Annotated in this window: 14 protein-coding genes; 3 read left to right on the forward strand and 11 right to left on the reverse strand. The window is 29.2% G+C overall.

The window, feature by feature from the left end; translation table 11 throughout:
• Positions 1-32: 32 nt before the first annotated feature.
• Genes eda through APAC_RS10160 form a run of 8 tightly spaced genes read right to left on the reverse strand, consistent with a single transcriptional unit; the run spans position 33 to position 9,471 of the window.
• Positions 33-659, reverse strand: coding sequence for a bifunctional 4-hydroxy-2-oxoglutarate aldolase/2-dehydro-3-deoxy-phosphogluconate aldolase (eda, locus tag APAC_RS10125; protein WP_130233983.1), 627 nt, complete (start codon positions 657-659; stop codon positions 33-35).
• Positions 656-2,476, reverse strand: a complete 1,821-nt coding sequence (gene edd / locus APAC_RS10130; protein ID WP_130233984.1) for a phosphogluconate dehydratase — start codon at positions 2,474-2,476, stop codon at positions 656-658. Before edd ends, eda begins: the two co-directional genes overlap by 4 nt.
• Positions 2,473-3,114, reverse strand: coding sequence for a 6-phosphogluconolactonase (locus APAC_RS10135; protein WP_170170155.1), 642 nt, complete (start codon positions 3,112-3,114; stop codon positions 2,473-2,475). Before APAC_RS10135 ends, edd begins: the two co-directional genes overlap by 4 nt.
• Positions 3,107-4,570 carry a glucose-6-phosphate dehydrogenase gene (zwf, locus tag APAC_RS10140; protein ID WP_130233986.1) on the reverse strand — a complete coding sequence of 488 codons (1,464 nt, stop codon included), beginning with the start codon at positions 4,568-4,570 and terminating at the stop codon, positions 3,107-3,109. The genes APAC_RS10135 and zwf overlap by 8 nt, the downstream gene beginning before the upstream one ends.
• Before the next feature lie 12 nt (positions 4,571-4,582).
• The gene (locus tag APAC_RS10145) at positions 4,583-6,319 is read right to left on the reverse strand and encodes a sugar phosphorylase (protein WP_130233987.1); all 1,737 of its coding nucleotides are present in this window, start codon (positions 6,317-6,319) and stop codon (positions 4,583-4,585) included.
• Positions 6,319-7,530 carry a glycosyltransferase family protein gene (locus APAC_RS10150; RefSeq protein WP_130233988.1) on the reverse strand — a complete coding sequence of 404 codons (1,212 nt, stop codon included), beginning with the start codon at positions 7,528-7,530 and terminating at the stop codon, positions 6,319-6,321. Before APAC_RS10150 ends, APAC_RS10145 begins: the two co-directional genes overlap by 1 nt.
• Entirely contained in the window at positions 7,530-8,684 is a 1,155-nt protein-coding gene (locus tag APAC_RS10155) for a glycerate kinase type-2 family protein (protein ID WP_130233989.1), read from the reverse strand. Before APAC_RS10155 ends, APAC_RS10150 begins: the two co-directional genes overlap by 1 nt.
• Positions 8,677-9,471, reverse strand: coding sequence for an HAD-IIB family hydrolase (locus APAC_RS10160; RefSeq protein ID WP_130233990.1), 795 nt, complete (start codon positions 9,469-9,471; stop codon positions 8,677-8,679). Before APAC_RS10160 ends, APAC_RS10155 begins: the two co-directional genes overlap by 8 nt.
• A gap of 144 nt (positions 9,472-9,615) precedes the next feature.
• Between APAC_RS10160 and panB the strand changes: the two genes are divergently transcribed.
• The 3 genes from panB to APAC_RS10175 are packed head-to-tail and all read left to right on the forward strand — an operon-like array spanning position 9,616 to position 12,502.
• Positions 9,616-10,425: a 3-methyl-2-oxobutanoate hydroxymethyltransferase gene (panB, locus tag APAC_RS10165; protein WP_130233991.1), complete on the forward strand. Its 810-nt coding sequence runs from the start codon at positions 9,616-9,618 to the stop codon at positions 10,423-10,425.
• 5 nt (positions 10,426-10,430) lie between these two features.
• A complete protein-coding gene (gene ruvB / locus APAC_RS10170) occupies positions 10,431-11,459 on the forward strand; it encodes a Holliday junction branch migration DNA helicase RuvB (RefSeq protein WP_130233992.1) in 1,029 nt (342 codons plus the stop codon).
• A complete protein-coding gene (locus APAC_RS10175; protein ID WP_130233993.1) occupies positions 11,456-12,502 on the forward strand; it encodes an AI-2E family transporter in 1,047 nt (348 codons plus the stop codon). The genes ruvB and APAC_RS10175 overlap by 4 nt, the downstream gene beginning before the upstream one ends.
• A 15-nt stretch (positions 12,503-12,517) precedes the next feature.
• Here the strand turns inward: APAC_RS10175 and APAC_RS10180 are convergent, their stop codons facing one another.
• The 3 genes from APAC_RS10180 to aat form a co-directional block, all read right to left on the reverse strand.
• Complete coding sequence (locus APAC_RS10180; protein WP_130233994.1) at positions 12,518-13,264, reverse strand: ferredoxin-thioredoxin reductase catalytic domain-containing protein; 747 nt, start codon at positions 13,262-13,264, stop codon at positions 12,518-12,520.
• 61 nt (positions 13,265-13,325) lie between these two features.
• Entirely contained in the window at positions 13,326-13,730 is a 405-nt protein-coding gene (locus APAC_RS10185) for a BLUF domain-containing protein (protein WP_130233995.1), read from the reverse strand.
• Positions 13,731-13,832: 102 nt separating this feature from the next.
• Positions 13,833-14,501 (reverse strand): leucyl/phenylalanyl-tRNA--protein transferase, encoded by a 669-nt coding sequence (gene aat, locus APAC_RS10190; protein WP_130233996.1) that lies wholly within the window; start codon positions 14,499-14,501, stop codon positions 13,833-13,835.
• Positions 14,502-14,563: the final 62 nt, after the last annotated feature.

Genomic DNA, 14,563 nt, shown 5'->3' on the forward strand with positions numbered 1-14,563 from the left:
TTAATTTTATTGTTTTGATTTTAGCTTGATTTTTACTCTTTTATTTTTTCTAATCCCTCTTTACAAAGTTGAGTAATTTTGTCAAATTCTTTATTCTTTAACATATAGTCTGGAACTATCCAACTTCCACCAATACAAAGTACATTTTCTAACTCTAAAAACTCATTCATATTATCTAAGTTTACTCCACCAGTTGGACAAAATCTCATTTTAGGGAATGGCCCACCTAAGGCTTTTAGCATTTTAATTCCACCTACTATTGAAGCTGGAAAAAGTTTACAGAAAAAAATATCATTGTTTTGGGCAAGCATAACTTCACTTGCAGTTGCAACACCTGGGACTAAAGTAATTTCGTGAATATGAGAAGCTTCTATTAATTCTTTTGAAATACCAGGAGAGAAGACAAACTTTGCACCAACTTTTTTTGCTTCAATTAAATCTTCCTCATTACATACTGTACCTGCACCCACATTCATATCAGGAACTTCTTTTGCAATTAATTCTATAGCTTTTAAAGCGGTATTTGTTCTTAATGTAACTTCCATAATATCAATTCCACCAGCTAATAAAGCTTTAGCTAATGGCACTGCATCATTTACATCTTTTATAACTATAACTGGTATAATTGGAGATAATCCAATAATTTTTTCTATACTCATGACCTTTCCTTTCCAACTAAATCAAAAATTGTAGCACCCTCTTCAGCACTACCCACATTTGCTCTAATAGTACTAAATAATTCTCTTCCAACTCCATGTTGGTTATCTTCAAAAGTTAAATTTGGAATCTTTCTTTTTTGTAGTTTTTCTTCATCAACTAAAAGATTTAATACTCCATTTTCAATATCCATTTCAATTAAATCACCCTCTTTAACTTTTGAAATCAAACCGCCATCACTAGCTTCTGGTGTTAAGTGAATTGCACTAGCTACTTTTCCAGAAGCTCCTGACATTCTTCCATCTGTTAAAATAGCTACTTTATAACCTCTATCTTGTAGTAATCCAAGTGGAGGCATAAGTTTATGAAGTTCAGGCATTCCATTTGATTTTGGACCTTGGAATCTTACAACTGCAATAAAATCTTTTTCTAATTCACCTTTTTTAAATGCATTTTGTAACTCTTCTTGAGATTCAAAAACCATAGCTTTTTGTTTAAAATACATATTACCTTTTTTAAGTGCAGAGGTTTTTATTACACATCGACCTAAATTTCCACTAAGTAATTTAAGTCCACCCTCACTGTAAAATGGTTTTTCAATACTTGAAATTACATCCTCATTCCTAGAAACTTCAGGACCTTTTTGAAAATAAATCATATTTTTTTGAATAGTTGGTTCAACAATATAATTATCTAAGCCTTTTCCAACTATTGTTTGAACATCATTATGTACAAGACCTGCTTTTATAAGTTCGCTAATAACTACACTCATACCACCTGCATCTCTAAATGCATTTACATCAGCACTTCCATTTGGATACATTTTACAAAGTAATGGCGTAACTTTAGAAATAGCACCAAAGTCATCCCAAGTTAAAATAATACCAGCTGCTTTTGCCATAGCAATTAAGTGAATTGTATGATTTGATGAACCTCCAGTTGCCATAAGTCCAACAATTGCATTTACAAAACTCTTTTCATCTACAATATTACTAATAGAGATTTTTTCTTGCGTCATTTGAAGTAAAACTTTTGCTGCTTTTTTTGTAAGCATATCCCTAAGTGGCGTATTTGTATTTACAAATGAGCTATTTGGAAGTTGTAATCCCATCATTTCAAGTAACATTTGATTTGAATTAGCAGTTCCATAAAAAGTACAAGTACCACTACTGTGATATGAACTTGCTTCTGCTTTAAACAAAGCATCTTTACTAACTTTACCTGCTGCAAACTCCTGTCTAATCTTTGCTTTTTGAGCATTTGAAATACCTGAAGGCATGGGTCCTGCTGGTACAAAAATAGTTGGTAAATGACCAAATGTAAGAGCAGATATTACAAGACCTGGAACAATTTTATCACAAACTCCCAGATAAAAAACTCCATCATAAACATTATGTGAAAGTCCAATTGCACTAGCCATTGCAATATTATCTCTACTAAACAAACTTAGTTCCATTCCTGTTTCACCTTGAGTAATACCATCACACATAGCAGGAACTCCCGAAGCAACTTGAGCAGTTGAACCTAAATCCATTAATGCTCTTTTAAGTAATGATGGATAAACACTATAAGGTTCATGTGCTGATAACATATCATTATAAGCTGTTACTATTGCCATATTTGCTGCATCAAATTTTGTTAAAGTCTCTTTTTCATAACTGTTCATAGGAGCAATTGCATGGGCTAAATTACTACAACCAATTGAGTTTCTATTTACACCTTTACTTTTTTGCTGACTTACTCTATTTAAATATATTTTTCTACTTTTTGCACTTCTTTTTATAATATTATTTGTAACTTCTTGTATTATTTCATTCATGTGTGATATACCTCCACTTGAATATCTTTGTCATTTAAAACTGCGCTAATTGGCATATTATAAATATCACTGTTTTTTAAAGCTTTTTGTAAAACTTGAAATTTTTGCTCACCTTCAATATGTAAAAATATATGTTCACAATTTTTAATAGCATATAATGTTGAACTAACTCTATTATAAGGAGCATTACTTGGTGTAATATTTATTGTTAAATCTTTAGTCTCAAAAGCCTCTTTTAATTTTTCATTATTAGGAAAAAGTGAAGCAGTATGAGCATCATTTCCCATTCCTAAGACAATAATATCAAAAGGGAATAAATCATTTTGATTTTGCATATTTATAAACTGAGCATCACTTGCTTTATTTTTCAAAAGATAAGTTTTAACTAAATTTTCATTACTATCTAAACTTGTTGCATCAACTACTCTTTCATCAACTAATCCAACTTTTACATTTGACCAATCTAGACTACAGTTTGAAAGCTTTTCAAATAGTTTTTTAGGAGTTGAACCACCTGATACTAAAATAGTTGCAAAGCCCTTTCTTAATATTTCTTTTTTTAAAATAATTGCAATTTGAGAGCTTAACTCTTCAACTAACTCACTACTTTCATCAAAAGCTTTTAATATACTACTCATCGTTCCAACTCCTACCATCTTGGGCAATTAACTGAATAGCTGCTGATGGTCCAGAAGAACCTGAAGTATATGTTTTCATAGATGTAAGATTTTCACTCCATCCCTCAATTATTTTATCTGTCCACTTCCAAGCTGCTTCAACCTCATCAAGTCTCATAAATAGTGTTGGATTAGCTCTAATTACATCTAAAATTAGTCTTTCATATGCATCAGGTTTTCTTTGAACATTATGTGGGAGATTCAGTTCTAATTCAACTGGTTGAAGTTTCATTGAAGCTCCAAGACCTGGAGTTTTATTCATAAGTTTTAACTCAATACTCTCTTTTGGTTGTAATGTGATTACTAATTTATTTGAGATAATATTAGAGTTTTCATTTAAAAAAATTGAGTGTGGCATATCTTTAAACTGTATTACTATTTCAGAGTTTCTACTTTGAAGTCTTTTTCCACTTCTTATATAAAAAGGAACTCCACTCCATCTAAAATTATCAATATCAACTCTAATTGCTGCAAATGTTTCTGTATTTGAAGAGTCCAGTTTTAAATCCTCTAAATACCCATCAACTGCTTTACCATTTGATGAACCTTTTGTATATTGGGCTCGCACAGTTTTTGTAGAAATATCTTTAGCTTCCATTTTTCTAATTGAGCGTAAAACTTTTACTTTTTCATCTCTCACACTATTTGCTTCAAGTGAACAAGGAGGCTCCATAGCTACTAAACAAAGAAGTTGCATTAAATGGTTTTGAATCATATCCCTTAACGCTCCATAATCATTATAATAACCACCTCTTCCTTCAACACCTACACTTTCAGCAACTGTAATTTGAACATGATCAATACTAGAACTATCCCATAAGGGCATAAAGATTCTATTTGAAAATCTAAGTGCCATAATATTTTGAACAGTATCTTTACCTAAATAGTGATCTATTCTATATATCTGGTCTTCATCAAAAAACTCTAAAACCTTATTATTAATCACCCTTGAAGATTCTAAATCCTTTCCAAGAGGTTTTTCTAATACAACTCTAGAATTTTCATTTATTAAATCCCATTCATGTAACGCTTGGCAGATTGTTCCAAAAAAATCAGGAGAAGTAGATAGATAGTTTATTCTATCTCTGTCTTCATACAAACTAAGACTTTTCTTTAAAGCTTCATAATCATTAATATCAGAAAAATCTACTTTTACAAAAAATAGCTGTTTTTGAAATTTTTGAAAAAAATCTTCATCAAAATCATCATCAACCAAAAACTCTTTTAACTTCTCTTTTACTAAATTCTCATGTTCAACTTGAGAAATATCCCTTCTTGAAACAGTGATTATTCTACTTTGGCTTGAAATATATCCATTTTGTCCTAGATGATAAAGTGCTGGCATTAGTTTCCTAAATGCCAAATCACCATGACCTCCAAATAAAATAAAATCACACAAGTTATCTTTGGTACTCATAATATTTACCTTTTAAACTTTTCCTTTTAACCACATAATTTGATATGGCTCAACTTTAAACTCTCTGGTTTGTTCTGCTTCTGAATCACTGAATTCACCGCAATTTGTTGATAACAAATTACATAATGGCAAACTAATACTATCTGGTAAAACACAATTTACAACTTCATTTGAAAAATTATGTATTGCAACTATCCTTTGCTCATCACCACAACACTTTTTATCAATAACAAAAAGTCTTGAATCTAAATCTAAAAATTCAAATTTTCCAAAAGGATTAAAAGCTTCTTCATGTGTTCTAATAGAAATTAATCTTTTATAAGAATCAAATACCGTTTTAGGAAGACTTCCTAATGTACTTAATTCATTCTCTAACCAATCAATATTGTACTTTTCTCTATTTATTGTTCTATTTTTACCAGAGTGTTTAACTCCATCTAAATAATTTCTTGAACCAACTAATGAATGAAAATAAATTCCAGGAACTCCAGGCATTGCTAAAACTGCTGCTTGAGTTACTAACATCCTTTTTATTCTAAGAGAGTCATCTTCATTAGGATGAGATAGTGCATCCATATATGAACAGTTTAATTCATAAGGAGTTTTTGTACCATCTGCTTCTGCTCTAAATGAAACTAATCCCCCATGTTCTTGAACTTTTTCAACCATATAATTAACTTCATTATCTTCTAATATTCCTTTAATTGGTCTAAGGCCTATTCCATCATGACTTGCAGTAAAGTTAAAAAAACATACTTTATCACTTGGAAGAGTTAAAGTTTTTGCCCAAGAGGTTAATGTTTTAGTGTTTTCATGCATTATTGAATGAACTAAAAGTGGAGGTAATGCAAAATTATATACCATTTGTGCTTCATCATCTCCACTACCAAAATATGAAACATTTTCATGGTGAGGCACATTTGTCTCTGTTATAATAATAACCTCAGGTGCTACTTCGTGTAAAACTTCTCTCATAAGTTGAATTAATTCATGAGTTTGAGGTAAGTGAACACACTCAGTTCCAATCTCTTTCCAAATAAATGCGATGGCATCAAGTCTGATTAGTGTTGCACCTTTTTCAATATAATAAAAAAGTGCATCAAGAACATTTCTTAAAACCCTATGACTTTTATAATTCAAGTCAACTTGGTCTTTAGAAAATGTTGTCCAAATATTATGAATTTTCCCATTATCATCAACAAATTCACTTAAAAGAGGTGTTGCTCTAGGTCTTACAACATTACTTAAATCAATACTAGGGTCCACATCTATAAAGAAATCTTTGAAATACTCATCACCACTTAAATAGGCTCTAAACCAATCAGAAAATTGAGAAATATGATTTATTACACCATCAACCATAAGTCTATACTCTTTACTAATCTCTTCAATTTCACGCCAAGAACCCATGTGTGGATCAACTGCACTATAATTTACAACAGAAAACCCATCATCAGAAGAGTATGGATAAAAAGGTAAAATATGTATAGAATTAATAACACCTTTTAAATGAGCATCCATAAACTCTTTCAAAGTGTGAAGTGATGCTTCATGTTCTGTATTTACTTGATCACCATAAGTAATCAAAATCACATCTTTTTGACTTAAATGATACTCATTTGACTTTATTCTAGATTTATATTTAAAAATTAAATCAATAATATCATTAACTGCTTGCTTTGCTATTTGAGGTGGATAAAGTCTATGTAGCCTTTTGTTTATTGTGTGTTCTTTATGTGAAATGTGCATTATTTATTATCCTCTTTTACATACTCTTTAAATTTGTCTGAGAATTCAGGCATAACTGACCTAACTGTAATCCAAGGTGACATAGAAGGAACTCCCATAGGATCTTCATAAAACTCTTCAGCTGCTTCTTTAATAGCTTCTTGGAAAGCTTCTACTGTTTTGATCTCTTTTTCTCTGTTATACTCTAAGCCATTTAATTTACTTAGTGCATTATATTTTGAAATTTCAAATCTTGATTCTTGAAAATAAGTAGCAAGTAAAGTTTTAAATGACTGAACTGAAAATATAACACCCTCTTGAGCCATGATTCTAAAAATTGTTTTTGCAATATCATTTGCCATTTTATAAATTCCACCACCGCTATTAGCACTTCCTAAATCTTGGTGTTTGTGTTCATAACTCTCCATTATTTCTGTTTGACAAATTCTTCTATTTGAAGTATTTTTATAAACTTCACTTAAAGTAGAAACTTCTAATCCCCAAGTAGGAGAAATTCCAATTCCTCTACCTAAACTTCTAATAAATGAAAATTCACCTGAAAGTGCATACCTAAAACTTTCCATATAATCTAAATATTTACTTGTTCCATATACTTTTTTTAATGAATTAATTAATGGAGTGTATAAAAGTCTAGTAGCTCGACCATGAAGTTTATTAGTAACTCTTGAGTAAAAACCTTTATTAAACTCTAAATCAAGTGCAGGATGAACAATAGGATAAAAAAGTCGTGCTGGAACTTCCCTTGTATAAGTTACAATATCACAATCATGAAGTGCAAAAGCATAAGCATCTTTATCTGTTAATCCATAACCTAACATTGTCCATACATTTCTTCCTTTACCAGGAGTATTAAGTCCAGGGAAACCTTCAGCTGTTAAATCATTATAAAGTTCTTTAATTCTTGGACCATCATTCCATAATACATCAACTTTACATGGTAAAACAGACATCAGTTTTTTAACCTCTTCAAACTGCTCTTTTGTAGCTTGATCTAATCCTAAAATGATTTTATACAGATATTTAACACCCTTTAACTCTTCAATAATTTTATGCATTGCTGGTGTTTCAAACTCAGAATAAAGGGCTGGAAGTAAAAGAACCATTTTCCTTCTTTTCCCAAACTCCTCTAACTCTTTTTCCATATCTTCTAAACTTCTATTACCTAAATCTTGAAGTGTTGTTACAACTCCATTTTGAAAAAAATCAGCCATTATCTCTCCTTAATAACTATTATAAAATCCATTACATTTGTTCCAGTAATTCCTATTGTAAAGTCATATCCTAAACTTTTAAAAAAACTGTTACTATCACTATTTTCTAAATATTTTTTTGCATCTATTTTCAATTCATCTATTTTTTTATAAATATCATTATCTACAAAAGCACCATTTGCATCACTATTTCCATCAATTCCATCACTTCCAGCACACAAAAGTGAAATTTTTTTATTTACAACTTTTTCAAGTAATAATCTTAAAGCCAACTCTTGGTTTCGTCCACCCTTTCCATTTCCCTTTGGATTAGTAGTAGTCTCTCCTCCAATTAACAAACAAAAGCTATCATATTTTTCATCATATTTTTTGATTTTTTGCTTTATATATTTTGTAGCATCAATTGAGTTTTTATCTAAAGTAGTTGTTAAAATCTTTGTTTTATCTACTTTTGATTCAATATATTTTTTAGAAGCTTTTAGGGCAATTTCATTATTACCTATTATTTTATGTTCAAATTTTCCATTATTCATAGGTGCTGAACCAATTGTATTTATATCATCACCAATTACATCACTTAAAACTAATACTTTTCCATTGGCTTTAATTTCATTTGCTAATTTTCCACCTTTGATTTGAGAAATTGATTTTCTAACACTATTTAAAGCTTTTATATCAATTCCACTTACTAATAAAGCCTTTGAGATTTTTGTAAAATCTTCTAAATTAAGACCATCAATTGGCTTTTCAATAACAGCAGATGCACCACCTGATAAAAAGAAGATAAAGTAATCATTTTTCTTTAGCTGTTTTACTTTTTTAAGTAATTTTTCACCTACTTTTATACTTTTTTTACTAACTACAGGATGGCTTGAAGTATAGTGTTTGATATATTTTAGTTTTCCCCTTGAAGTTGAAATTGCAACTCCATCTTTTATTTTATTCCCTAAGATTTTTTCACACTGTTTAGCCATTGAAAAACCTGCTTTTCCAACACTAAAAACATATAAATTATCAATTTTATTTAAATCTATTTTTTCATTATTGATAATTAATATATTATCTTCCAAAGATACATTATCTTTTACAATATTTTTTGCTTTTACTTTATTCAAAGCTTTAAAATATGTTTTTTCAAGTAGTTTTCTAGACATTTTTTAACACCATCTCATTCCAACCTTTCGCACCTTTAAAAGTTGATTTTTGTATATTTTCATTTTCATATGCTACATAATTACCTTCGTGATTTTTTATAATAATTGGTAAATCTACATTTTCAAACATAGCTATATCATTTTGTCCATCACCAAGTCCTATTGATTTTATTTTATCATCGTAAAGTTTCTCAAATATTTCAATAGTTTTTTTTATAGCCATTCCCTTATCTTGATTTTCACCCATTAAATGATAAAATCTTCCACCTTTAGTAATTTTAATTCCATACTCTTTAGCTTTTTTTGATAATTCAATAACTTTACTTTCATCTTCTATTATGAAAGGTTCTGTAAATCCTCTTTTAACTGATAATTCACATCTATTAATTGATAATCCAGTTAAAGAAGAGACCTCTTGCAGACTCATATCACTAAACCCTTTCATTTTATACTCATCTTTAAAATTATTATAAAATCTTAGAATCTCTTTATATTCTTTTCCTAAAATAAAAACATGAAAATTATCAATTTCATTTAAAAAAGTTAAATCAAAATTATTGTAATTTTTAGGAAAATAAATAGCTGCACCATTTTCTATAATAAAAGGCTCTTTTATTCCAACATCATCTTGAAGTAATAAAGCTTCATCTTTTGTCTTACTTGTATTAAAAATTAAAGGGATTTTTTTTAATAGAACTAATTTTCTAGCTTCAAAAGACTCTTTAAAAGAGTAATTATCGTGATTTAAAAAAGTTCCATCTAAATCCGTGAATATTACTGTGTTCATAATTTATGATAACATTAAATAACCAAAACAACAAACTAGATATGTATAAAAAATATACACAAATTTCAATATGTAATATTTTTATAAATAAAAAAGATTTTTGTGCTAGAATATTACTTTAATATAATTATGGGATAAAATATTATGAGTATAATCAAAAACGATTTTGAAAAAATGAATATTACAAAAATTAAGAACTCTAAAAATAATAAAAAACTAACAATGATTACTGCATATGACGCACTATTTTCTAAACTATTTAGTGAAATAGCTGATATGATTTTAGTTGGTGATAGTTTAAATATGAGCTTTGCAGGAAAGCCAGATACTTTAAGCGCAACACTTGATCAGATGATTTATCACACAAATGCTGTGTGTGCTGGCGCTCCTAAAGCCTTTGTTGTACTTGACATGCCATTTGGCAGTTATATAAATGAAAATCAAGCCTTAGAAAATGCAGCTAAAGTTTATGCACAAACAAATGCAGCAGCAATTAAGATTGAAGGTGGAGAAGATAGAGCACATATTATAGAACATCTAACAAAAAATTCAATTGCCGTTATGGGGCATATTGGTTTAATGCCTCAATATGTAAGAAGTGAAGGTGGATATAAAGTAAGAGGTAAATCTAAAGAAGATGAAGAACAACTTATCAAAGATGCTATTGCAGTTGAAAAAGCTGGTGCATTTTGTATCGTTGTTGAAGGTGTTATGAGTGATGTTGCTAAAAAAATTACTGAAGCTGTTAGTATTCCAATTATTGGAATTGGTGCAGGGAATGTAACAGATGGGCAAGTTTTAGTTTGGTCAGATATGTTAGGTTTCTTTGAAGATTTTAAACCAAAGTTTGTAAGACACTATTTAAATGGTGCAAAGCTTGTTAAAGAAGCTGTTAATCAATATAGAAGTGATGTTCAAGACTCTTCATTTCCATCAAAAGAAGAAGAGTACTAAAATAGATGGAAAGAGTTGTCGAAGTAGAATCAGTATCTTTTGAAGAGGATAAAAATGAAGTAAGTTTACGTCCTTCTTCATGGGATGATTACATTGGTCAAGAAAAAATCAAGAAAAATCTAAAAGTATTTATTGAAGCTAGTAAAAAAAGAGGTGAAGCCTTGGACCATATTTTGTTTTATGGACCTCCAGGACTTGGTAAAACTACAATTTCATACCTAATTTCAAATGAAATGAACTCAAATATCAAAGTAACAGCTGGGCCAATGATTGAAAAAAGTGGAGATTTAGCGGCAATTTTAACTAACCTTGAAGAGGGAGATATTCTATTTATTGATGAGATACATAGACTAAGTCCTGCTGTTGAAGAGATACTTTATCCAGCCATGGAAGATTATAGACTAGATATTATTATTGGAAGTGGACCTGCTGCACAAACTGTTAAAATTGACTTACCTAGATTTACTTTAATTGGGGCAACAACAAGGGCAGGAATGTTATCAAATCCACTTAGAGAGAGATTTGGTATGCACTTTAGAATGCAGTTTTATACTCACGATGAATTAGCAAAAATTATTCAAAAAGCCTCTTTTAAATTAGAAAAAGAGTGTGAAAATGATGCTGCGCTTGAAATTTCAAGAAGAAGTAGAGGAACTCCTAGGGTTGCATTAAGACTTTTAAGAAGAGTTAGAGACTTTTCTGAAGTTGAAAATGAACAAACAATTCATTTAAAACGATGTAAATATGCTTTAGATGAACTTGGTGTAAATGACAGTGGTTTTGATGAAATGGATATTAGATTACTTGAATTACTAGTATCTAATAAGGGTAAACCAATGGGACTTTCTACACTGGCAGCAGCTCTAAGTGAAGATGAAGGAACAATTGAAGATGCCATTGAGCCTTATTTGCTAGCAAATGGATTTATTGAAAGAACAGCTAGAGGTAGAGTTGCAAGTGTTAAAACATATGAAATGTTTAGACTTTCATATCCTGGAAGTGAAAAACTTGATGACCAAGGAAGTTTATTTTGAAAGCAGTTTATTTCCTAATAGCCATTGCAATTATTACTATTTACTTTATGGTAGAACTATTTAGTCCATTTTTAAAATCAATGTTTGTTGCCTTACTTTTAACAGTAGCAACTAGTTCACTAACTACATATTTTGAAAATAGACTAAAAACTAGAGTTCTAGCAACAATTGTTATGACTATTGGATTAACTGCTTTATTTTTCCTACCTATTTTATACTGTATATTTTCATTTGCTAATTTCTTTAATCATGTGAATCAACAAGAATTAATAGCTAGTTTAAATGATTTAAAACTTTGGCTAGTTGCATTATCTAAAGATTTTACTTTTTTACAAGATTTTGTAACACAAATTACATCTAAAATTGATGTAGGGAAAACTGTACAAAATGTACTATCTATTGGTGCATACTTAGGGAAGAACTCTGCAAAATTTATGATGGATATGGTTTTTATTTTAATATTCTTTTTCTTTTTTACACTATATTCAACATCAATTGCAACCTTTGTAAAAGATTTACTACCTATTAAAAAAGATGATTCAATAGTACTATTTTATGAATCATCAAATGTGATGACAGTAGTTTTATACTCTATTTTAATAACAGCTATTTTTGAAGGTTTTCTATTTGGTTTCTTTTTGAGTTTATTTCATTATGATGGTTTATTACTTGGAGTTTTATATGGTTTTGCTTCATTAATTCCAGTTGTTGGAGGAATCATAATGTGGCTTCCTGTAGTAATTTATGAAGCTAGTACAAACTCTATGACAAATGCTGTTATAATCGCACTTTATTCAATCATAGTTATATCAATAATTGCAGATACCTTTATAAAACCTATAATAATAAAATATATCAATCAAAGGGTTGTTAAAACTCCAACTAGAGTAAATGAGTTATTAATATTCTTCTCAATAGTTGCAGGACTTTCAACAATTGGTTTTTGGGGAATGATTATTGGTCCTGCAATCGTAACATTTTTTATATCAATCATGCACTTACTTAAAAAGTATAGTGATGATTTTAAAGAAAATACTCCTTAAAAAAGAGTTATTTTCTTATAAGTCTCCACTTTCACAAACACCCGAGTAAGAAGAGATTCCATAATCTAAATTTGAAACAGATTTAAATCCTAAATCTAACATAATTCTTTGACAATATGCACTTCTGCTTCCACTTAAACAATAAACAACTACTGGTGTTTCTTTTTCATTATTTATTCTCTCTAATGCTTGATAAAATGATGTAGTTGGAATTAAATGATCAGTTCCTTTAATTCTTTGACTTACCCACTCCATCCATTCTCTAGTATCTACTAAATTAAATTTGATAATACCTGCTTCTCTTGCTTCAAGTAAAGATTCTAATTCAGCCGCATTTACTTCTTGCTTAGAAAGTAATTCCTCACACTCTTCTTTAGTCAATCCTTCATGTGCAGCAACTGCATCATGTAAATGATTCTGTTGTGAAAGTTTTTCAGCATTTTCTTTAGTATTAAAAATACCACAGTGACAACTCCCTTTTGAAGGAATTTCATTTGTAAGTGCTGGAACACATGGACACATTCTATTTTCACTATTTGATTCTTGCTCAGCTGGAGTTTGTCCAATAACCATAAAACATGGACAAAATCTTTTTCCATAAATCATTTTATTTCTAGTTAAACCCATTTGGATAGATTCATTAACTTCACTATCTGGGTTATAAACAAGTGAGTGTTCTTTTAGTACATTATCTGTAAATTGTTTTGTAAGTTCTAGTTCTATTTGAAACTCTTCAGAGTTTGTATCAATCTTTCTAATCATAATATTTCCTAATATTTTTTTCAAGTGGATATATTATTATAAACTATATTAATTTATGAAATTAATTGCTTTCAATAAACTCTAAAAAAATTTCTGAAACATCATTAGATGAAAAGCTTCTTTCATCATTAAGTGTAAAATCTCTCAAAATTTCACTCTTTATATTAGTTAAATTTTTTATATTTTTAAATCCCATAGACCAATTAGGGAAATATCTTGCATTTGTTTCTTCTTCAAGTAATTCTATTACATCTCTATGACGTGAATCATCTTTTATTTTATTAAAAAGATTAAGAACATTTGATTTTTCACCTTCTAAACATTGTAAAAAAGTCCGTCCCTTAACTACTAATAAACCAGTTATATTTTTATTTTCATTAGATTTTTTAGCATTCTTAAGTAGACTTTCTAATTCATTTGTTGAGAAATCTTTATTTGCTGTACTCATATACATAAGTCTATACATTCGAAACTCCCACTATTAGAATCATTTATTTATTATTATAATAAACAATTTCTTATTTCTATTTAATTAAACAAATTTATACACCTTGTAATTACTAAATGTTTAGAAAGTTACCAAACTATATGATGCTGAATGTATAATATTTAAAAAATTCTCTCTATTTATTGTCTTAGCTCCAAGACTTTTCAAGTGTGTAGTAGGTATTTGACAATCAATTAATCTAAAATTTTTCTTTTTCAATCGTTGAACTAAATGATATAAAGCTACTTTTGATGAATCATTTACTTTAGAAAACATTGACTCACCACAAAAGATATCACCAATAACAATACCATAACCTCCACCAACTAATTCGCCATCCAAATAAGCTTCAAAAGAGTGAGCAAATCCCATCTTATGAATTTTTGTGTAAGCTTTAATTACTTCATTATTAATCCATGTTTTATTTTGCTTATTTCTTTTTATTTTTTGGCATTCAATCATTACTTGAGTAAAGTTTGTATCAAATTTAACTTCAAATATATTTTTATTAATGCTTTTTTGTAAAGTTTTAGACACTTTAAATTCATTCAATTCTAAAATTAATCTAGGATTTGGACTCCACCATAAAATAGGGTCATTTTCATTGTACCAAGGGAAAATTCCATTTCTATATGCAGTTATGATTCTATTTGGGTCTAAATCCCCACCATAAGCTAGTATTCCCTCATCACAGGCAAATTTTGGGTCAGGAAAAATATGAGAATATTTATTTAAAGGAAATATATTCAAAACAAACCTTGATGATTTTATTTCGATTATATCGAAGATTTATAAAAAGAGGAAAACCTCTT

It is taken from the genome of Malaciobacter pacificus (assembly GCF_004214795.1).
In the GTDB taxonomy this organism is placed as follows: domain Bacteria; phylum Campylobacterota; class Campylobacteria; order Campylobacterales; family Arcobacteraceae; genus Malaciobacter_A; species Malaciobacter_A pacificus.